This window comes from Bdellovibrio sp. KM01 (assembly GCF_013752535.1).
In the GTDB taxonomy this organism is placed as follows: domain Bacteria; phylum Bdellovibrionota; class Bdellovibrionia; order Bdellovibrionales; family Bdellovibrionaceae; genus Bdellovibrio.
The window spans coordinates 1,308,501-1,326,849 of record NZ_CP058348.1 but is presented as its reverse complement, the minus strand read 5'-3'; the positions used below and the strand labels follow the sequence as shown (position 1 = coordinate 1,326,849).

Sequence of the window (18,349 nt, the reverse complement as noted above, 5' to 3'; positions counted from 1 at the left end):
CTGATAAGGACTGCAAAAAAACTAAGTTTTTAGTAGCCGCGGAAAAACCAAGGGGAACCGGTGCATTTGACATAGGTTGTTCCGGCTGAACCTGCGGGATTTTTTCCTGTGCCGCCTGCCACACTCAGTGTACCCGAGTAAGACCCAGAACAGTAAACGGCAATACGACCACCACCGCCTCCACCACCGACGCTGGAATCTCCATTACCACCTTTTGCAGTAATACCGGTTGTGACTGAAGAAATGTTTTTTGCTGTGATCCAAATACTTCCACCCGAACCGCCACCACCATATTGCACGACGAAGGGACCGCCATCCGCATTTAGATTTCCGCCCGTACCAATAGTCAGGTTATTCGCGATGATCAGACGTAAAACTCCACCACCATTACCTCCAAAGCCACGCCCAGCGGTATTAGTACCACCACCAGATCCAGAGGTGATCGGCTCAAGGTTGGTTCCGATCGTGGCTCCACCCGCTCCGCCAGTACCCGCAGCTCCGGCGCCACCGTGACCACCACCGCCACCACCACTTGTTGTCGCAGCACTGCCGCCAGGCCTGTCACCGGCTCCGGTTAAAGGTCCATCATTCGCAGACACTTTGACTGAAGCAGCGATGGTTATATTGTTGTAGGTATACGTTCCACTGGTTATTGAGGACGTCACCGGGAAATAAAGATTGTTATTTGTGGTATCGACAATCGCCACTGAACCCACCGTCGAATTCTGAGTGAAGGTTCCGCCCCCGACAGACACATCGTAAGTCAGCGACGAACTTAGTGTGCCAGAATAATGGATTGCGATTCTTCCACCACCACCAGCTCCGCCCTCGCCCGTTCCGCCGACAGCTTGCACAGTTGAATTACCGGCGACGTTGCCGGCCACAATCCAAACACTGCCTCCGGAACCTCCGCCCGGGTCTGCTGTACCAGCACTGATTTGCCCAGGCATACCATCAGCATCAATCGGTCCATTGATGGTAATCGTTCCAGTAGCGACAAGTTTAATGGCACCACCGCCCTCACCGCCGACAGAATAGCTTCCGGAAACTCCCGCACCAGATCCCGTGTCCGTGGGCTCAATCGTTGAACCATAGACTGCAGAACTATTTATCTGAGTTAAACCAGATCCAGCTCCCCCACCGCGCCCCCCGTAACTTCCCCCCGCACATACAGTGGTGTTACAAAGTCCTTTACCAGTTCCATTATTGGCTTTGGAGCCCAGGCCTTGAGCTGTAATTCCTCCAGTGGAGGCAATTGTAATGTCATGAAAGGAGTAGGTTCCGTTTGCAACCATCGCCATGCTATTTACATAAAGATCGTTGTTCAATGAGTCGACTAATAAGGCCGATCCAGAGTAACCGTTATAACTGCCACCTCCAGTTCCACCCACCGCGGAAATGGTTCCGGAATATGTGCTTGTGACGTATGAGACTAAGATTGCGCCTCCACCACCGCCTCCAGAATAACCAGAAGTTCCATTTCCCCCGTTGGCCCTGATCGGACCTGCTCCAGTGATGGTGCCGGCCACAATCCAAATACTTCCACCAGCACCACCTCCGGCCTTCGTAGCGCCCGACGAGCCAGAAGATGCACCACCATTGGCGGTGATACTTCCAGTCACAGTCAACGTCCCTGAAACTTCAAGCTTGATCGCTCCCCCGCCCGCACCCGGAGTATTGGAACCACCAATACCTCCACCGGAACCTAAAGTTGTCGGCGTGAGAGTTGCCGCATAAGGAGTGCAAAACTCCCCCAGAGTCCCGCCCCAGCCGCCGAAGCCACCGTGACAACCACCCATCGATTCGGAACCTTTGCCGATGCCAGCATTCCCGGCATAGCCCTTGGCATTGGCATTGATACTTCCACTGGCGCCCACAGTTAGGGTCGGTGAAGTAATGATAACGCCGGAGTTGTTGGTCGTGTCGCCATTGATTGTAAGAGTGGAATTGACGATCAATGAGGTAAAGATATAGGTGCCGGGATTCAGAGTCACGGCACCCGTGATAGTGACGACTCCCGCCGAGGTATAGTCGCCCGGTGTTTTAGTGACACCCGTCCAACTTTCATCGGCGCGAGCGTTTACAGCTGTAAACACAGATAACAAAAAAAATGGAATCGCAAACGTTCTGAATTTCATCTGATTCAGAATATCAGATACAAAAAGGAACTCAGCATCCGACATTTAACGATGGTCAAAACGAGACCTCTTGCTCAGTAGTTTCCCCATTAACACTTAGGAAACAGTCGATTTGGTCTACGAACCAGCAATCAGTAACTCACTCTGAAAACTCTTATGGGAACAGTTCAAAGCGCCCCTCAGGAGCGCTCTTTTGAAAGCTAATCAAACAACTCTTCGAAAAAAGATTTTCTTTTCTTATAGGGTTTGTGACTGTAATTTCCACCGTGCGAGGGATTGGAATAAAAATCCTGTGGAGGATTTGCAGAGCTCATTTCTTCTTTCTGCGATCTTTCTAAAATTTTATCCAGCTCCCCTTTATCCAACCAGATGCCACGGCATTCGGGACAATAATCAATTTCAACACCTTTGCGTTCACTCATGACGAGATCTTTATCTTTGCAATGTGGGCATTTCATAATCTCTTCCTTTCACTGGAAAAAGACTATCAGCAGTGCACTGATCGAAATAATCGATAATTTTAATCAAGATATTCGCTTTAAACGATGATTAGAGAATGTCCTATTAAACTATCGCTTAACAAAGTGCCATATCCTCACCATGGGACGATTCATGTGTCTTTCCCATTTAGGATTTAATTCGGAGAGTTTCTTATCACCCAATAGATCTTTGCTGTTTACTAATTTGAATCCTGTCTTATCTCCCCAACTTACAATTTCGTTTTCAGTATGTGCGAAACTCACCAAATGAATTTCCATTTCGGAATCTTGAACTTTAAAATGAGCTCCGATTCCAGCCTGCGTTCGTTCTGGATGAATCTCAGATAAATAAAGATCGCCACCGGTTTTTAAAACAGACACACACTGCTTAAAAAATGCACTGAGGTCCTGTATATGTTCCAGCATCAGGCTTTCCACCAAGATATCAAAATCATGAGGCAGATCTTTTTGAAGCAAGAAGTCTCCCTCAACAAAATTAACCTGGGAAGATGGTATTTTACCGCGAGCGACAGCAAGCATTTTTGGAGAGATATCGATCGCTGTGACTGAGTTGCCAGCCTCTAACCATTTCTTGGTATGTCGGCCTGTTCCACATCCAATCTCAAGCACCTTCTTACCAGAGTGATGACACCAAAAGTTTGGAAATCCCATTTCGTCAGTGGCCACCGTTGGATTGGGATAATGATCGTAATGAGCGGCCCAGATGTCGTAACCATCTTGAACGTTATGCGCATTTTTTCGATTTTCAGACATAGATACTCCTTGTTAGGTCTACCTGACCTGTTAGGAGCATAAATTTGGAGAGCTAAAAGAACTTTAAAGCCCGCAGCGCCACTGCACTTACCAATTTAACAAATCCGCTCGAAAATTTCAACACCCTCGCGAAGACCACAATCAGAAATTCATCGAATTTAAAGTATCAGGAAAAGTCACCAGGGAAGAATTCGAGGCCTTCACGGAAAAAATTCAACCTCGCTTAGAAAAGTGGAAAGGCATACGTTTAGTTGAAGTCATCGAGAATCTTGACGGCGTGGAAATCTCCGCACTGATGAAAGATATCCAGTTCGGTTTAAAAAATTGGAGCTTATTCAATCGTCTGGAGAAATGTGCGGTGGTCGCTGATCAAAAATGGATTCGCGTACTTGCTGACTCGATCGATCCTTTATTCAAACCCGAAATCAAAGTCTTTCAACCTGCGCAACTTGAAGAAGCCAGGGACTGGGTCCTTCACTAATAAAAAAAAGGGACCTTGTCGGTCCCTTTCTTATTATTTGCAGCTTTCGATCTGTTTTTCTTGAACACGAATCGGACGCTCTTGGCGCCAGTCAGCAGCTTCGTAAGTGTATTGGATGTAGCTTGTTGGGTATTGCAAAGTGCGAACTTCAGATTTTACACACGTTGGACGTGTTGAATCTTTGCGATCGTATTTTACGCAAACAAGTTGTTGATAGAATGGTGATACAGAAACAGTTTGAGCTGGGATGTCTTTAACTGTGCGACCTACGCAAACTTTTTTCGGGTAATGAGAGTCTGAATGGTCCCATTTGTATGATTTGCAGAACTCTTGTTTGTGTGCAGGAACGAACACGCGGAATTTTTCATTTTTTTCGTCAACGCAAATTTGCTTTGCAGTTACGATACCTTTTTCAGGTACGAATGGATTTTGAGAACGATTTTGATATTTTTCGCCATATGCGAATGCAAACATCGGAAAAGCCAAAGCCAATGCGATCAATAGTTTCATAGGATACTCCTGTTTTTTTGGTACGCTTAGTACGGAAGGTTTTCCCGGGCAAGAAGAATAGCTCCTTGTTTACTTACCAATCGACAAGATTCGAAGAAATCGGCCTAGGATCGCATAGGTTGCTTATTAAGCTAAAAATATCTCGTAAAATTTGTGCGGCGGGAGACATTCTCATAATGTTAACGCCTATTGTAAGAGGGGAACACAGGCGCCCCCGTAGTAAAGTCTAGTATGTTTATTACATTTGCGTAGTGTCCTACCGTTCATTTGTACTTAGGCCGACAAGTAAACAAATCAAGAGGTAGAAACTATCCGGTATGTTCGAGCCTAAAGAGACAGCTGAGGAAGCCCAGCAAAAGCGACTGTTTTATTTAAAGATGATTTATTTCGTCAGCCTGGCTATGTCCGCTATTTACCTCTTCAAGTTTAATTTCGAGTATCGCGTGTCTACCTACAATCCTGGCTTATTTTCATTTTGGATTGGAACCGCCCTTGTCCCCCCAATTATTCTTTATCGCTTCAAGAACTATAGACTCGCCGCTTTGTCTTGCGGTCTGCTCGCAACAGCGGTCTTGGTATATCTGCTTTATCTCTCTGGTGGAGTCGCAGCACCTGGGATCTTTTGGCTGGCAATCGTTCCCTTCGGCTTTGGAGTTCTGTTAAGCACCGCCGGCGCATTTATCGGGTACACAATTGTCTTTGCCACCATGGTGTGGTTCTGGATTTTAAAACTTCAAGGTGGCAGCGTGAATATCATAGCAGCCTATGGGGATTATGATTTTGAAAAAAGTTTTAACGTCTGCACCTTTTTGATGTTCGCAGGCATCACGACTCACCTCTATTTAAAAGGCGAGCAAAAATATACCAAAAGACTGCAGGAAAAGCATTGGGACGTGGAAAACCTGTTGCGCGTGCTTTTACATGATGTCGCCAACACTTTGTCGTCAATGACATACAACCTTATCAAAGCCCGCGAAGACCAAGAACAAGAAGCTCCTATGGCACAACAACTGGATAAAATGGAGAGAGCGGTCAGCGACATCAACAATCTCTTACATCAAGTTCGTCACCTTAAATCGGTTAAAGATGGCAAGGCATCCATGCCGCTAACTCCAATCTCTATTGCGATTGTGCTGAATGAAGTCATGGAGAAATCAGAAGCTCTGGCGACCCAAAAAGGAATCAAAATCGCTTTGGATTTAAGCCGCGACAAAATGGTCGTCAACAGTGAAAAAACGATTCTGAATAACGTCGTCCTGGCGAACCTCCTTAGTAACGCCGTGAAGTTTTCGTTGCCAGGCGATCGCATTGACTTACGGGCGTATTCCACAGAATCAATGGCCGTCATCGAGATTCAGGATTATGGAATCGGTATGCCCGAAAATCTACTGAATAAGATTTTCCATTTGGATGCCGCCACAACACGTGAAGGAACTCACGGAGAAAAAGGCACTGGTTACGGAATGCCGCTGGTAAAAGAATATCTGACGATGATGGGTGGAAGCATTGTAATCACTTCGCAGGAAGAAGCTGTGCCTCATCACCCTCGTGGCACCAAGGTCGTCGTAAAAATTCCTCTCACCGTATAGTTTCTTACAAAACCGTAGGTAAACAGCACCGACTTTTCTCTAGCCCCCGATGCGTACTTTTGCCTGCAACTTTCGCCCACCGCCCATTGGTCCTCATTCGCTTTTGTTGATTTACTGAAAATTCCAATCCCCCTATTCTGACATAAACAAAGGATTGTGATGACTCTTTCAAAAACCACTCTCGAATTCACCGAGAGAATGGCTGGCCATTTCATGGCCAAACCATTCGTTCTCTCAACTCAAAACCCTTTAAAAAAATCTGACTTTGAAACTCTGGAAGAGTCCTCGCCTCGAGTACCGTTTGAATTCACCCTGACAATTCAAGTTTCAGATGTGGATTCTTTTATTGCCGATCCCCAGCTGCAAGCCGGAGCCATGGGTACGATTACTGATTTCAACATTGAAAAAGGACTGTTCAATCTTTTCGTACGCCCCGAGGCAAGTTCAGACAGGGACACGGCAAAAGAAATGCACTACACGCTTTTCCTGAAAGACAAACAGGGGAAACCTTGGACATTCTTTGGTTTTAAGGAAGTGATCAAAGAGGATTCCTTCGAGATGTGGTCGCAAACAACGACATTGTATTATTATATCTGGGAAGGACACTCTGATTATAATCCAGGCGAAACCAAGAACGTCAATGGCGTGGGAATTCTGCGCATCTCAGTCAGCGACTTTATCAAGCAATTGACGACCTTTAAAAGTAACGCTCCCTCAGCTCTCGCAGAGCAAGAGGCCATGGTAAAGTTTCTGAATGTTTTTGCGAAAAACCTTTGGCAGTCCTATGCGCCATTTATTTTCACCACGACCGCAGCAAGGTGGAATGAACACATTTATCCTATGAACACCACTCAAGGTGTGGTTATGGGAGAGAAAAATCTTTATCCGTTAGACACTCCGGATGGCCTGACGATTTCTGTTCAGCGCTTTAAAGTCAAAGAATCGAAAAACATAGTTCTCCTCCTGCATGGACTGACCACCTCTACAGATATGTTCATCATGCCCGAGCATCAAAACTTCGTAAACTACCTCCACAGCAATGGCTTTACCGATGTATGGTCGCTGGATTGGCGAGGCAGCGGTCGGTTCACTTATAATCTAGGCCCTCATCGCTATAACCTCGACGATATCGCTAAAAATGACATCCCCACTGCTGTGGAATTTATCCGCAAACAGGTCGGCGAAGACACAAAGATTCACGTGGTCTGTCACTGCGTCGGTTCAATTTCATTCATGGCTTCCTTGGCCGGTGGACACGTCACAGGTATTTCCAGTATCGTTTCAAACAGCGTGTCCCTCACCCCCAAAGTTCGCTGGCAGGCATTTATCAAAATGCTCTTTGGGCCCGAAGTTTTGGAGTATGTTTTTGGATATGCTTACGTCAGCCCGCGCATGGCTTACTTCCCGGGACCGGGATTTGGGAAATGGCTTTACTGGATGGAGCGCGGGATTCGTCATGAATGCAAAGAGCCCGCATGTCATTTGGTCAGCTTCATGTGGGGCTGGGGATATCCAGCGGCCTACGTTCATCGAAATATCCATCCAACGACTCACCGTCGCTTGGTGGACTTATTTGGTGGTACCAGCTTTCACTACTATCGACACATTCGAAAAATGCTTTTCGCGAAAGCTTCCGTCTCTTTTGATAAGTCGAAAAACTATCTGCAAGAATGTCAAAAAAGAGACATGCCGCCGACACTATTTATCAGCGGAGCCGAGAACAATATTTTTCCCGGCTCAAACAAAATGACCTATGAAGCTTTAAAGAAAGGCAGAAACGAGGCCGCCGTCGAGTATTTCGAAGTTCCAGGTTATGGACATCAAGATACTTTCATGGGCCAGTATGCCCACATCGAAGTCTTTCCAAAAATTCTGGCATTCTTAAAAAAACAAAAGGTCTAATATGCAAATCGATTTTCATCTGGGAGTTACTTACATCTTGGCTCGAATGAGTGGCTTTACCCCTTTTGAAGCCAATACCATCGCCAGCAGTTCACAGTATGTCGATGATGCCGTCAATTCCGGCACAATTTTATTTCAGAACTGCTCCGCCTATGAATTTCGCGCCAGTGCCCACAAGATGCTGGACTATCGAAATTTTAAAGAATTGGCCAACCATCACGTGTGGATTCCCTTTCACTTTATACCCGGCAATGAAGTTCGTGATTCCAGCGTTGATCCCCTGGCGCAAAAATTAGTCTGCCGCCCCAACAGCGCGATTGCTCAGGACGTCGTTAAAAGCTGTGTTCAAAATTTTAATAAGACTTTCGGTTATCACCTGTTGGGTGTCACCACCCATGCCTTTGTTGATACCTGGGCTCACCAGGGCTTTGCAGGCATCACCCATAAGATCAACAAAGTGGGCGATATCTATGATGGTGAAGGTGCTTTGGATACAGGGATGATGAACTATCGGAAAAAGTTTTATCGCAGGAATCCTTTTCGCAGATTTTATGATTGGGTTCGTTCATTTTTTGTGGGCGAGTACAATCCCATCGGTCACGGAACGGTACTTTCCTATCCGGATCTCCCCTATTTGCGCTGGAGCTATCAAGACTGGCAAGGGCATACAGTACAACGCAATAATCCTGCTGACTATATGCTCGCCGTAAAACACGTTCTGGAATTTTATCAGGAAGTGCGCAAGGCCAACAATCTCCCCATCGTAAAAATTTTTGATCAGGATCTTCGCAAAGTGCAGGAACTGCTTGAAAGCATCGACAGCGAAGAAGGTGATGAGCGTCTGGAAAAATGGCGCGAGCATATTCAATGCGGAAGCTTTCAGTTCGGCACCGACACGTGGAAGTATTCTCCCGAAGGTCCCGAAAGTTGGCTCGCCGAAGCCTTTGAGGACTTTGAGCTGAATGACGATTTTGAATTTACCAATGTTCCCTACAAAGAGGATTTTTTAAAATCAAACTGGAAGCTGATGCATGATGCTTTGTTATTCTATCGCTTTACGGTTCTGCATGACGTTTTGCCTAAATATCAAATTTGTGTCGCGTAAGGATTTATCTATATGAAGCTTGATTTCGACTATGTGGTGATTGGTTCTGGTTTTGGCGGCTCGGTGATGTCATGTCGTCTGGTGGAAAAAGGATACAACGTTTGCTTATTGGAACGTGGTCGCCAATGGAAAATGCACGAATTCCCACGTCGCCCGAACGAAATTCAGGAAAATATGTTTTGGGATCCCGAAGACGGCAAATTCGGTTTGATGGAGTTTCGGGATACTCCGGGCAGTGACGTCATGACCTTGACGGCAAGTGGCCTGGGCGGCGGCAGTTTGATTTACGCGAATGTCCTGTATCGCATGCCTGAAGAATTTTTCGCTGGCTGGCCTGGTGGATTTACCAGACAGAAGCTAGAACCCTACTACGACAAAGTCATTTCGATGATGGAAGCTCGCCCCTATCCTTTTAACCGTGACCCCTATTATCAGGACACTCCAAAAACCGCGGCCCTTCGACAGGCCTCCCTGCAAATGCAGCAGAATCCCGCAGCGCTGACTCCGGCAGAGTTTCAATTGCCGCCTTTGGCTGTGCGCTTTGAGGGTGAATTCCCGGGTCATCAGACCTTGAACTCCCACGGTGCTATTCAATCTAAATGTAACAAGTGTGGCGAATGTGATCTGGGTTGCAATATCCACGCAAAAAACACTTTAGACTTAAACTATATTTTCCGCGCACGAAATCTAAAGTCGAATGCCGGCAGCCTTGACGTCAGAACTCAGGCGGAGGTTAGCAAGATCGAATACATCAATGATCACTATAAAATCACCTTTCATGTGCCGCAGTTTCCTGCCCAGGAAATCGTTTTGACGGCCAAAAAGGTGGTGTTGTCTGCAGGCTCGGTGGGCTCGACGTCCCTGTTACTGAAAATGAAAAAGAGCGGCAGTCTTCCAAAACTCAATCGTTGGTTGGGTCAAAAGTGGTGTGGCAATGGTGATTTGTTGGGGATGGTCTTAAACACGAAAGAAAACTTGGATCCCACAAACGGACCGGTTATCACGGGTGCCATCAAATACTCTTTAAAGAACTATCCAGACGGATTTCCGCATGGAATGTATCTGGAAGACGCCGGCTTTCCCAATGCTATCGCTTGGTATATTTCCGGCAAGGTCCCGCAAATCTCTGGTATGATCGGCGCGCTTTGCCTTATGGGAAGCACTTTGAAAAAATATTTCCGCAAAATTCTGGGTCTAAAAACAAACACTGAAATCAATGTCGGTGATGATTTTGCATCGGCCTTGGATCGCGGATCATTTACGCGTAAAGCGATGGTTCTTTTGGGAATGGGTCGCGATCGTTCCGATGGCGTGGTTTCCCTTCAAGAGGATGGCCAGACCGTCATCAACTGGGACATAAAAACCAGTTCTTTACATTTCAATCGCATGCGCGAGGAAATGAAAAAGGTCGCAGAAAATCTGGGAGGAACTTTCCTGGACAACCCCCTGACTCATTTGGATAAAGTTATTGCCGTTCACCCTTTAGGTGGTTGCCCTATGGGTGACAGCGAGGAAACAGGCTTGGTTAATACTCGTGGTGAGGTTTTTGGTTATGAAGGGCTTTATGTCGTCGACGGAAGTATTCTGCCCACATCGACGGGCACGAATCCTTCCTTAACGATTGCGGCAGTGGCAGAGCTTTTTGCTGACCAAATTCCTGCCAAGACCAAAGTACTCGAATCAGAAAAGAAAGAGTTGTTGAAAGACAGTTAGAACCAAGTTGGACGGATGATAGACTGATCTCATGAGGTTTGCCTTCGTTCTATCATTTTTGACCTGTTGTTTTGCTCAAGGCTCCCCGACTTCTTGTATCGGATCCTATAAAGTGGCGTTAAATGAATCAGAACCTCTGTATATGCGCGATAGCGCGAACCGACGGGACACTGGGGTCAGTGTCGAATTCCTTGATGAACTGGTTAAACGAACACATTGCAAATTTACGTCAAGCCCGTTAAACCGCTCCCGACTGCTGATAGAGCTAAAAGCACATCGTGTGGATTTGGTGGTTATGACCGTAAAAAATCCCACCTTTGATCGAGCAGCCAAGTCCATAAAAATTGAGTCAATACCCAGAGAAATGCTGATCTCTTCTTCTCTTAAGAATAAAATTAAGAGTATTGAAGGGGCCATCAATGATCCCTCTATCCGCTTTCTTGTACTTCCCGCCGTGACAATCTACTTTACGCCAGAAGAAACTGAAAAACTGCAACGCGAGCAGCGATTTGTAACGGCCCCCACCATTCAAAACACTTTCCAACTTTTGAAACGGACAAAGAACTTGGCGGTGATACATACCGATTTCGTAAATCAATACTTTCAAAATACGTTGGATATGAAATCAGACTTCATACGCATTGCGGATCAATCAAAAAATTATGACATCGTCATTTACTACCGTTCCAGCATAAGGTCTGAAGACCTTGCCGCCATCACTCAGGCCGTGAATGAAGTCGTTGCCGATGGCACCTGGAAAAAGATCAAAGACAAGTACGCTAACTTTAAAAATACTTTATAAATCCCGGCACATTAGATTACACGAGGCTACTCTTGCACGCGTCCTTCTCCGCTTCGGTAACTGCCTGCGACATAGCATGTTCTTGTACGGAATAAATCGTACTGCATAATCATAGAAAATCCGCGCATCGCTGACCTAAGGAGCTAGGCCATGAATTCTATCTATGATTTTTCGTTAAAAAATATCAACGGTATCCATACCAATCTGGGCGAATACAAAGGCAAAGTTTTGTTAGTGGTAAACGTGGCTTCTCAATGCGGCCTCACACCTCAGTATGAGGCTATGGAAAAAGTTTTTCAAAAATATCAATCACAAAACTTTGTGGTTCTGGGTTTTCCAGCGAACGAATTCGAAGGGCAAGAGCCCGGCACAAACACCGAGATTCAAGAATTCTGTCGTGCCAACTTCGGCGTCAAATTTCCGATGTTTGAAAAGATCGTGGTAAAAGGCGAAGGTCAGCACCCGCTTTATAAATTTCTGACGGAGACCGAGCCCAATGCTCGTAAGAAAGCTGGCGAAGACTTTGAAGAAGTTCTTAAAGGTTACGGCATTCACCGGGAAAACAAAAACGACATCCTGTGGAATTTTGAAAAGTTCTTGATCGGTCGTGACGGCAAAATCATCGACCGCTTTGCACCCAATGTAACCCCTGATGATCCGATGCTGATCGAAGCGATCGAAAACGCACTTAAATAAATGCGGACGGCCGTGGAGGGGTTATCGAGCTTTACCAGGTAATGAAGCTATGTATTCTTCGGGCAATCCCGAAGCTCGTGCGCCTCGCACCAATGCTTCCACATAGCGTTCACTAACAGGTCCCTCAAGACTGCGTCGATTTGGCGAAGTGACAAAGGCCGTTGCTTCAAACTCTTGCCCATTAACTGAAACCCGCAAAGTCGTTTCCACGGACATCCCCGTCACAACACCTTCTTTGTGTTGAACAATAGGCCATTCTTTCGCGGGAATTTCAAAAAGCCTTCCAAAAACAGAAGAGCCTTCTTTTTCGACCAAGCCAGCAACTCGCCCTCCCCACCAGCGCGAGGGAAAGTCAAAAATCAAATCGACACCCTTCGCTTCGGCCACTTGGCCTTCAGGTAGGTTGAAAAACTGATAGCTGTGTTCTTCCAGCCAAACTTCAAAAGCTTCGCGATCCAATACTCCCGAATAGGCAAAATACAGTCTGCTACCGTTATCTTTAATTTGATCTCTTGCTTGCATCACTTTGCCGTAGTGGGCGTCCATCGTCGGTGTCCTTTGTTATTAGCTCATACCAGATTTTATAATGGATGGGCTTTTTATTGAAGCCCCATCAGCAATTTGCTACAGTCAGTCCATGAAAAAAATCGGCCTGGCAGATCTTATAGCTCCTATTAGTATTCAAGAATTCTTTAGCTCCAACTGGCCCCTGGAGCCTTTGTTCCTTCAACCCACTCCCGGCAAGCTTCAAACCATCTTTGATCTGCCGCAATTGCAAGATCTGGAACTGTTAATCGCGGCCCGCCAACGCAAAGTTCGTGCGTGCCTGCCGGATTTTGATGACGAATACAGTTCGATTCACTTGGAGCCCTCCGACGCTTTAAAGGCTTATCGCAACAATATGACCCTGGTTTTTGATTCCATGCAAAGTCAGGATGCGACCATTGCCGCTTCGTTAAAACAAATCCGCCAGGATTTGGGATTGGTCACGGGCGGAGAGGAAAATGATCTGTGCAAAGCGCGCTCGATCGCCTATGCAACACCAGCAGGTTGTGGAACTCGTCTGCATTTCGATGCCAATGCCAATTTCGTGATTCAAATTCAGGGCACAAAAACTTGGCGTTTGGCTCCGAATGAATCCGTCGATTTCCCTACCGAGCGCTTCACCACGGGTTCCTTGGAAATGCCTGCGGCCCTTGAAAAGCAATGTCACGCCCATCTGATTGAAGAGTTACCGGATGACAGCATGACTTGTGTCATGAAACCCGGCTGCGTTTTATTCGTTCCGCGCGGTTACTGGCACGAAACCACAACCGAAGAGGACTCTTTGTCTTTGAATTTTACTTTCAGCCAACCGACCTGGGCTGATGTATTTACTAAATCCCTGCAAGAGGTATTGTTGCGCTCTCCTGAATGGCGTGAGCTCGCAGACGGCTTAGAAGGCACCGATACCGCTCGCAAAGAGCAAGCCATCGAACGCTTTGAATTCTTGGTAAAAAATCTGACGGAAGAGCTGCCCGGGATTTCTGGAGCCGCGCTGCTAACTGAGGGCGGGTTAATCTAAGCAATGAACGCTCTGGCGGCGTTGGCACCAACTACCTGAACCTTTGCTTATGGCTATTGACTTAACGAAAACTTTCCTTCAGTTCCAATAAAGGGCGTTGATCGTTTTGGATAAGACCTCGCTGAGGTCGATCGATATCCAAGACAAGACTAATTACCAATGAAAAAAGAAATGATAGAACAATAATATTGAATACTGTCCCATTCTTGCTTCGGCCATCCACATAACCCATCGAGAAAACACCGAACACACCGATGGATATCAAAATAAAGTATACCAACTCCGGAATTCTGTTGAGTGATGTACTTTTCCTTTCAGAAGTTCTATCGAAGACGTCATTTACAGATGCCACAGTCAAAGCGACAATAGGATCTTTATGTTGGCTGGTCAGGGGAATTAACGACTTCCATATTTGATCTTGTAACCGGGAAGTTCGTTCGTCCACTTCGTTCTGCTTCAATCGGTCTGCCTTTGTCTGATGAAACGAAATCCGCACGTCGACGTATTCTTTCAACAGACTTTGCAAATTGTTTCCAAACTGTGGTGGCAAAAGCTGCGCCCGCAAATAAGCGGTGCCGATAGCATTCGCTTCTTGAACCAAGGCGTTTTTTCTTTGATCAAATCTAGAAACTGCCATTGAAAAAGTAAACCCCAGGACCAGCGCCATCAATCCCAGGATTGTCGTCGGAACAAAATTGGAGCCATCAGCCGGCGCCTTCACGGACTTTCTTTTATTTCCGATCCACTTTCCAATCGCCGCTGCCATCCAAAAAATTAAGGTGATATAAACCGAAACCAACACCAGAGGTATAGAATATAAGATTTCAATTTGTTCCAACAGCATTTTTCCCATCTAAAGACAGTCGATCAGATCAATCCCATTTGTAATACGACTACTGGCTTAACATTTTAAATTACATATCTTGCTTGAATTCATAAGGACCCCATCGCCTTGAGACTGTCTCTTTCATTTCTCGAAAATTACAAATGCGCTTGGAAACTTGCCTCGACTTTGTCATTTGTTGCGATTCATTTTGAAGTCACATAAAATGAACACCATAAATGAAACATATTTTCCTGTTGTTTTTTTTCTTTCTGATGCACTCACAGACAGTGCTAGCGGAAGATAAGACTGAAATTCGTGCGGCAATTCCGGAGGGACTTGCTCCTCCTTTGGTATTTGCAAATAGAGGAAAGTACGAAGGTCTTGTTGTCGATTATGTCAACGCCTTGGCCGAGGCCATGGACCGCAAAGCAAGTTTTAGTATGGTGACTCACTATCGACTTAATAGCTATTTGCTCAAGGGCAAATTAGATATCCTCTGCTATACAAGCACAGTGTGGGATGATGCCGTTGGTAAGCATGATTTTTCAAAAACGCTTTTTATTAAAAGAGAAATTATCTTAGGCCCCGCACCAATGCCGAAAAAAGTAAGTGGTTTAGAGGGCAAAACCATCGGAACGATCCTGCAATATGTCTATCCCTCCCTGGACCCTTATTTTGAATCCGGTAAAATCAAACGTGACGACAACGTATCTGAAGAAGGCAATCTAAAGAAGCTTATGAGTGGGCGTATCCAGTACGTCGTTACGGATCAAATATTTATCGATTATTTCCGCATGGATAATCCCAACATCACTAAGGACAGAGAAGAGCTTTTCCTGCGCGATTACCCTATAGTCTGCTCTGTCAGTCGAAAAGGTCGTGTAAAAAAAGCAGATTTGGACAAAGCCATCAACGAAATCAAAACTTCGGGCAAATTGAAGGCCATATTTCGAAAATACGGCAGCTCCTACATCGACTAACCTGATTTCGCAATTCTTGGAACGACATTTGTAACACCTCAACTGATGGCTCATTTATTTAAAAACTTACCTCAGGGACTCAATACGTTGATTTTGAGAGCGTTATTTTCAATAATGGCAGCCCTATTTCCGTCCCTGTCTATAACCTGTACAGTGGCTATTTCGTTCTTTGTTTTCATAACTCCTGATTACTCTGCGGCTTCACTGAGTGATATGCAAAACAGGAGGATTCATTCGCTAGAAGGGCATCAGACATTTCATCCTGGGCCGAACTGCTATAACGCCACGGCATTTGTGACAGGCTTTACAGACTATCTTTATCAAACAAGTACGATGGAATTAAAGTACTATCTCAGTCTCTCCTGTCACGAAAACAAAGGGAATCCAGTACCCGGAGATATACTGATCATCGCCAACTCCAATTCAAATTTCGAACAATCATTTGTGCATGCAGCAGTACTTCTTGAGAATGAAACGATATTTGAAAAAGGCTCTCCCACGGCCCTCTACTCCACTGAAAAGTTCACCGAGGAATATCGCCAGATTGCTCTGCCGTACACTTACTACGCAATAAGAAATCTAAAAACCTCGCTCTACATAGGCAATGCAGATCAAACTATCAAGTATTACAGCTGTAACGATAATTTCAGAAAACTCAATAACAAGTGTGAATCTGGAATCTATTATGAAGAAATTAAATCGATTCAAAAGCAAATGCAGACAATCTCATTAAGTAAAAAAATGGAGATTTCATCCGAGGCTAGAGCTCTACTGGATACTATCGAAAAATCTATTCAGCATTTCCAAGAGATTGACCCTCAAACTGAATGTTCAATATACTATTTTACACAATGGGAATCTATCTCGTGGCACATTCTTAATAACGACTTGGGTATCAGAGATCATGGTGCATATGCAAAATTAGATCTTGCCATGAAGCTGCTGCACGTGAAATTTGCAGAAGCAAAAAAAGACCCCACTAGTAAGTTCATTCTTTCTGACTAAAACTTTGAAATTTGATCCTGGCGAAAGGCATAAAAAAACCGAAGACTCAGCTTCGGTGATTTTGGCCATGTTTTCAGAGAAAAAATGGCGGGGTGGACGGGACTCGAACCCGCGGCCTTCCGCGTGACAGGCGGACGTTATAACCAACTTAACTACCACCCCAGTGGTGTTTTGGAAGACTTGTTATAGCTACTCGGCCCCAGCAGATCAACATTAATTTTAAATATTTTAATGATTCTTTTGGTTCTGCCCTTTCACTGATGCACAATAGACACCGATTCGGGGCTGGATGCTGCATTTTTGTGCAAACATAGGAAATCTCAGGCTTTTCTGTGCAACTATACAGCTGATAACCACGATTTTGCGGGGCTCATCCGATGACTCCCCCGTTTATTTCAGACATACTTGTCCCATGATTATTCAAGCACCTGCACGTACCGGCAAACTCCTCATCATTGATGACGAAGAAGATCTTCGCGAAGTTCTGGCCGCTATTTTAGAAGACTCAGCCCAATCCATCGATACCGCAGCCAATGGCATTGAAGGTATCGAAAAGCTGAAATCAGGCCACTACGATGCCGTTTTATCTGACGAAAAAATGCCTAAGAAAAGCGGACTTGAGGTCCTTAAATGGATGCGTGAGAACGGTATGAACACGCCGTTCATTATGCACACAGGATACGGCCAAAAGGACATCATGCAAGAGGCACAAAAGCTGGGTGTCTTCGCACTGATCGATAAACCCTGGGACGAGAAAAAGCTGATCAAGACGGTTGAAACAGCTTTGCAAACTGGCACGGCTACGCCAAAATAAGTTTTAACGACGGGAAATCAAATGGACAAAATTTTTTGGCTTGATATGGAGATGACGGGACTTGATGTTGAGAAAGAGCGCATCATCGAAGTCGCAGCAATCGTCACAGACTTAAACTTTAAAGAGCTGGATGTTTTTGAAACCGTTGTGAAGCAACCGCAAAAATTCTTGGATAGCATGGATGCCTGGAATACAGAGCACCATAAGAAATCCGGCCTGACTGCCAAGGTTCCAAATGGAATGCCTGAGGACCAAGCCGAAGCCAAGCTTGTCGATTTAGTGAAAAAACATTGGCCAGATCCCAAAGACCGCCCGGTCATGGGCGGTAACTCGATCATGCAAGATCGTCTGTTTATTAATAAGTACATGCCAGATCTTGCGGGCCGCCTGCACTACCGTCAGGTCGATGTGTCTTCATGGAAAGTGATCATCAATAACAAGTTCAAATACGTTTATCAAAAAACGAACAGCCACCGCGCTTTGGATGATATCCGCGAAAGCATCCAAGAACTTCGTCATTACTGCGACAATTTAAGTTTTAAAAAATAGTTTCTTCAATTTGATAGGAGCTTCTGGTGCCAACCCCAACTCACTCTAAAACCATCGGTTATATTCTGTGGATTTTTGGATTTACCGGGTCTCATCGTTTTTACTATGGCAGACCGATCACCGGAACCATCTGGTTTTTGACGTTAGGTTTGGCAGGCATAGGTTGGCTAATTGATATCTTTCTGATTCCCGGCATGAGCAAAGATGCGGCGAAAAATTATCGCAGCGGAAAAAATGATTACACCGTTGCGTGGATCCTTTTGACCTTCTTGGGATATCTCGGTCTTCACCGCTTTTACCTGGGCAAATGGGTCACTGGAATCATCTGGTTACTGACCGTAGGCCTTTTTGGAATCGGTTCCCTTTGGGATTTCTGGACGCTGAACTCCCAAGTGTCAGAAGCAAATACGAAATAAAAAAAG

General features: G+C 45.4%; 19 protein-coding genes and 1 tRNA gene. 13 read left to right on the top strand and 7 right to left on the bottom strand.

Annotated elements, in window-relative coordinates:
* Positions 1 to 29: 29 nt before the first annotated feature.
* From HW988_RS06585 to HW988_RS06575, 3 genes are all read right to left on the bottom strand, one after another.
* Positions 30 to 2,138: a hypothetical protein gene (locus tag HW988_RS06585; RefSeq protein ID WP_181606748.1), complete on the bottom strand. Its 2,109-nt coding sequence runs from the start codon at positions 2,136 to 2,138 to the stop codon at positions 30 to 32.
* A 200-nt stretch (positions 2,139 to 2,338) separates the two neighbouring features.
* Positions 2,339 to 2,596, bottom strand: coding sequence for a zf-TFIIB domain-containing protein (locus tag HW988_RS06580; RefSeq protein ID WP_181606747.1), 258 nt, complete (start codon positions 2,594 to 2,596; stop codon positions 2,339 to 2,341).
* A gap of 111 nt (positions 2,597 to 2,707) precedes the next feature.
* Positions 2,708 to 3,391, bottom strand: coding sequence for a bifunctional 2-polyprenyl-6-hydroxyphenol methylase/3-demethylubiquinol 3-O-methyltransferase UbiG (locus tag HW988_RS06575; RefSeq protein WP_181606746.1), 684 nt, complete (start codon positions 3,389 to 3,391; stop codon positions 2,708 to 2,710).
* Between the two features lie 151 nt (positions 3,392 to 3,542).
* On the opposite strand from HW988_RS06575, the gene HW988_RS06570 reads away from it, so the two are divergent.
* Positions 3,543 to 3,872: an STAS/SEC14 domain-containing protein gene (locus HW988_RS06570; protein WP_181607635.1), complete on the top strand. Its 330-nt coding sequence runs from the start codon at positions 3,543 to 3,545 to the stop codon at positions 3,870 to 3,872.
* 33 nt (positions 3,873 to 3,905) lie between these two features.
* Here the strand turns inward: HW988_RS06570 and HW988_RS06565 are convergent, their stop codons facing one another.
* Complete coding sequence (locus tag HW988_RS06565; RefSeq protein ID WP_181606745.1) at positions 3,906 to 4,382, bottom strand: hypothetical protein; 477 nt, start codon at positions 4,380 to 4,382, stop codon at positions 3,906 to 3,908.
* A 317-nt stretch (positions 4,383 to 4,699) separates the two neighbouring features.
* On the opposite strand from HW988_RS06565, the gene HW988_RS06560 reads away from it, so the two are divergent.
* From HW988_RS06560 to HW988_RS06535, 6 genes are all read left to right on the top strand, one after another.
* Complete coding sequence (locus HW988_RS06560) at positions 4,700 to 5,971, top strand: sensor histidine kinase KdpD (RefSeq protein ID WP_255490240.1); 1,272 nt, start codon at positions 4,700 to 4,702, stop codon at positions 5,969 to 5,971.
* 198 nt (positions 5,972 to 6,169) lie between these two features.
* Positions 6,170 to 7,873 (top strand): alpha/beta fold hydrolase, encoded by a 1,704-nt coding sequence (locus HW988_RS06555; protein WP_255490239.1) that lies wholly within the window; start codon positions 6,170 to 6,172, stop codon positions 7,871 to 7,873.
* Position 7,874: 1 nt separating this feature from the next.
* Complete coding sequence (locus HW988_RS06550) at positions 7,875 to 8,978, top strand: DUF6765 family protein (RefSeq protein WP_181606744.1); 1,104 nt, start codon at positions 7,875 to 7,877, stop codon at positions 8,976 to 8,978.
* A gap of 12 nt (positions 8,979 to 8,990) precedes the next feature.
* A complete protein-coding gene (locus HW988_RS06545) occupies positions 8,991 to 10,691 on the top strand; it encodes a GMC oxidoreductase (RefSeq protein WP_181606743.1) in 1,701 nt (566 codons plus the stop codon).
* Between the two features lie 112 nt (positions 10,692 to 10,803).
* Positions 10,804 to 11,493 (top strand): transporter substrate-binding domain-containing protein, encoded by a 690-nt coding sequence (locus tag HW988_RS06540; RefSeq protein ID WP_220128815.1) that lies wholly within the window; start codon positions 10,804 to 10,806, stop codon positions 11,491 to 11,493.
* Positions 11,494 to 11,643: 150 nt separating this feature from the next.
* Positions 11,644 to 12,189, top strand: a complete 546-nt coding sequence (locus tag HW988_RS06535) for a glutathione peroxidase (RefSeq protein WP_181606741.1) — start codon at positions 11,644 to 11,646, stop codon at positions 12,187 to 12,189.
* A 21-nt stretch (positions 12,190 to 12,210) separates the two neighbouring features.
* On the opposite strand, the gene HW988_RS06530 is transcribed toward HW988_RS06535, so the two are convergent.
* A complete protein-coding gene (locus HW988_RS06530; protein ID WP_181606740.1) occupies positions 12,211 to 12,735 on the bottom strand; it encodes a gamma-glutamylcyclotransferase in 525 nt (174 codons plus the stop codon).
* 91 nt (positions 12,736 to 12,826) lie between these two features.
* Here HW988_RS06530 and HW988_RS06525 point away from each other — a divergent pair, with 91 nt between their 5' ends.
* Positions 12,827 to 13,753, top strand: coding sequence for a JmjC domain-containing protein (locus tag HW988_RS06525; RefSeq protein ID WP_181606739.1), 927 nt, complete (start codon positions 12,827 to 12,829; stop codon positions 13,751 to 13,753).
* A gap of 61 nt (positions 13,754 to 13,814) precedes the next feature.
* On the opposite strand, the gene HW988_RS06520 is transcribed toward HW988_RS06525, so the two are convergent.
* Complete coding sequence (locus HW988_RS06520; protein ID WP_220128814.1) at positions 13,815 to 14,597, bottom strand: hypothetical protein; 783 nt, start codon at positions 14,595 to 14,597, stop codon at positions 13,815 to 13,817.
* A gap of 218 nt (positions 14,598 to 14,815) precedes the next feature.
* On the opposite strand from HW988_RS06520, the gene HW988_RS06515 reads away from it, so the two are divergent.
* Complete coding sequence (locus HW988_RS06515) at positions 14,816 to 15,559, top strand: ABC transporter substrate-binding protein (protein ID WP_181606737.1); 744 nt, start codon at positions 14,816 to 14,818, stop codon at positions 15,557 to 15,559.
* A 114-nt stretch (positions 15,560 to 15,673) separates the two neighbouring features.
* A complete protein-coding gene (locus HW988_RS06510) occupies positions 15,674 to 16,564 on the top strand; it encodes a hypothetical protein (RefSeq protein WP_220128813.1) in 891 nt (296 codons plus the stop codon).
* A gap of 85 nt (positions 16,565 to 16,649) precedes the next feature.
* Here the strand turns inward: HW988_RS06510 and HW988_RS06505 are convergent.
* Positions 16,650 to 16,726 (bottom strand) — tRNA-Asp (locus HW988_RS06505).
* A 250-nt stretch (positions 16,727 to 16,976) separates the two neighbouring features.
* Between HW988_RS06505 and HW988_RS06500 the strand changes: the two genes are divergently transcribed.
* The 3 genes from HW988_RS06500 to HW988_RS06490 are packed head-to-tail and all read left to right on the top strand — an operon-like array spanning position 16,977 to position 18,343.
* A complete protein-coding gene (locus HW988_RS06500) occupies positions 16,977 to 17,378 on the top strand; it encodes a response regulator (protein ID WP_181606735.1) in 402 nt (133 codons plus the stop codon).
* Between the two features lie 21 nt (positions 17,379 to 17,399).
* Positions 17,400 to 17,927, top strand: a complete 528-nt coding sequence (gene orn, locus HW988_RS06495; RefSeq protein WP_142699679.1) for an oligoribonuclease — start codon at positions 17,400 to 17,402, stop codon at positions 17,925 to 17,927.
* A 23-nt stretch (positions 17,928 to 17,950) separates the two neighbouring features.
* Positions 17,951 to 18,343: a TM2 domain-containing protein gene (locus HW988_RS06490; protein ID WP_181607632.1), complete on the top strand. Its 393-nt coding sequence runs from the start codon at positions 17,951 to 17,953 to the stop codon at positions 18,341 to 18,343.
* Positions 18,344 to 18,349 lie beyond the last annotated feature (6 nt).

Bases quoted from the DNA above. Each gene is read 5' to 3' on its own strand.
- HW988_RS06525 (WP_181606739.1), top strand. From the start codon at position 12,827: ATGAAAAAAATCGGCCTGGCAGATCTTATAGCTCCTATTAGTATTCAA.
- orn (WP_142699679.1), top strand. From the start codon at position 17,400: ATGGACAAAATTTTTTGGCTTGATATGGAGATGACGGGACTTGATGTT.
- HW988_RS06550 (WP_181606744.1), top strand. From the start codon at position 7,875: ATGCAAATCGATTTTCATCTGGGAGTTACTTACATCTTGGCTCGAATG.
- HW988_RS06510 (WP_220128813.1), top strand. From the start codon at position 15,674: ATGGCAGCCCTATTTCCGTCCCTGTCTATAACCTGTACAGTGGCTATT.
- HW988_RS06585 (WP_181606748.1), bottom strand. From the start codon at position 2,138: ATGAAATTCAGAACGTTTGCGATTCCATTTTTTTTGTTATCTGTGTTT.
- HW988_RS06575 (WP_181606746.1), bottom strand. From the start codon at position 3,391: ATGTCTGAAAATCGAAAAAATGCGCATAACGTTCAAGATGGTTACGAC.
- HW988_RS06580 (WP_181606747.1), bottom strand. From the start codon at position 2,596: ATGAAATGCCCACATTGCAAAGATAAAGATCTCGTCATGAGTGAACGC.
- HW988_RS06500 (WP_181606735.1), top strand. From the start codon at position 16,977: ATGATTATTCAAGCACCTGCACGTACCGGCAAACTCCTCATCATTGAT.
- HW988_RS06530 (WP_181606740.1), bottom strand. From the start codon at position 12,735: ATGGACGCCCACTACGGCAAAGTGATGCAAGCAAGAGATCAAATTAAA.
- HW988_RS06555 (WP_255490239.1), top strand. From the start codon at position 6,170: ATGGCTGGCCATTTCATGGCCAAACCATTCGTTCTCTCAACTCAAAAC.
- HW988_RS06515 (WP_181606737.1), top strand. From the start codon at position 14,816: ATGAAACATATTTTCCTGTTGTTTTTTTTCTTTCTGATGCACTCACAG.
- HW988_RS06565 (WP_181606745.1), bottom strand. From the start codon at position 4,382: ATGAAACTATTGATCGCATTGGCTTTGGCTTTTCCGATGTTTGCATTC.
- HW988_RS06560 (WP_255490240.1), top strand. From the start codon at position 4,700: ATGTTCGAGCCTAAAGAGACAGCTGAGGAAGCCCAGCAAAAGCGACTG.
- HW988_RS06520 (WP_220128814.1), bottom strand. From the start codon at position 14,597: ATGCTGTTGGAACAAATTGAAATCTTATATTCTATACCTCTGGTGTTG.
- HW988_RS06545 (WP_181606743.1), top strand. From the start codon at position 8,991: ATGAAGCTTGATTTCGACTATGTGGTGATTGGTTCTGGTTTTGGCGGC.
- HW988_RS06535 (WP_181606741.1), top strand. From the start codon at position 11,644: ATGAATTCTATCTATGATTTTTCGTTAAAAAATATCAACGGTATCCAT.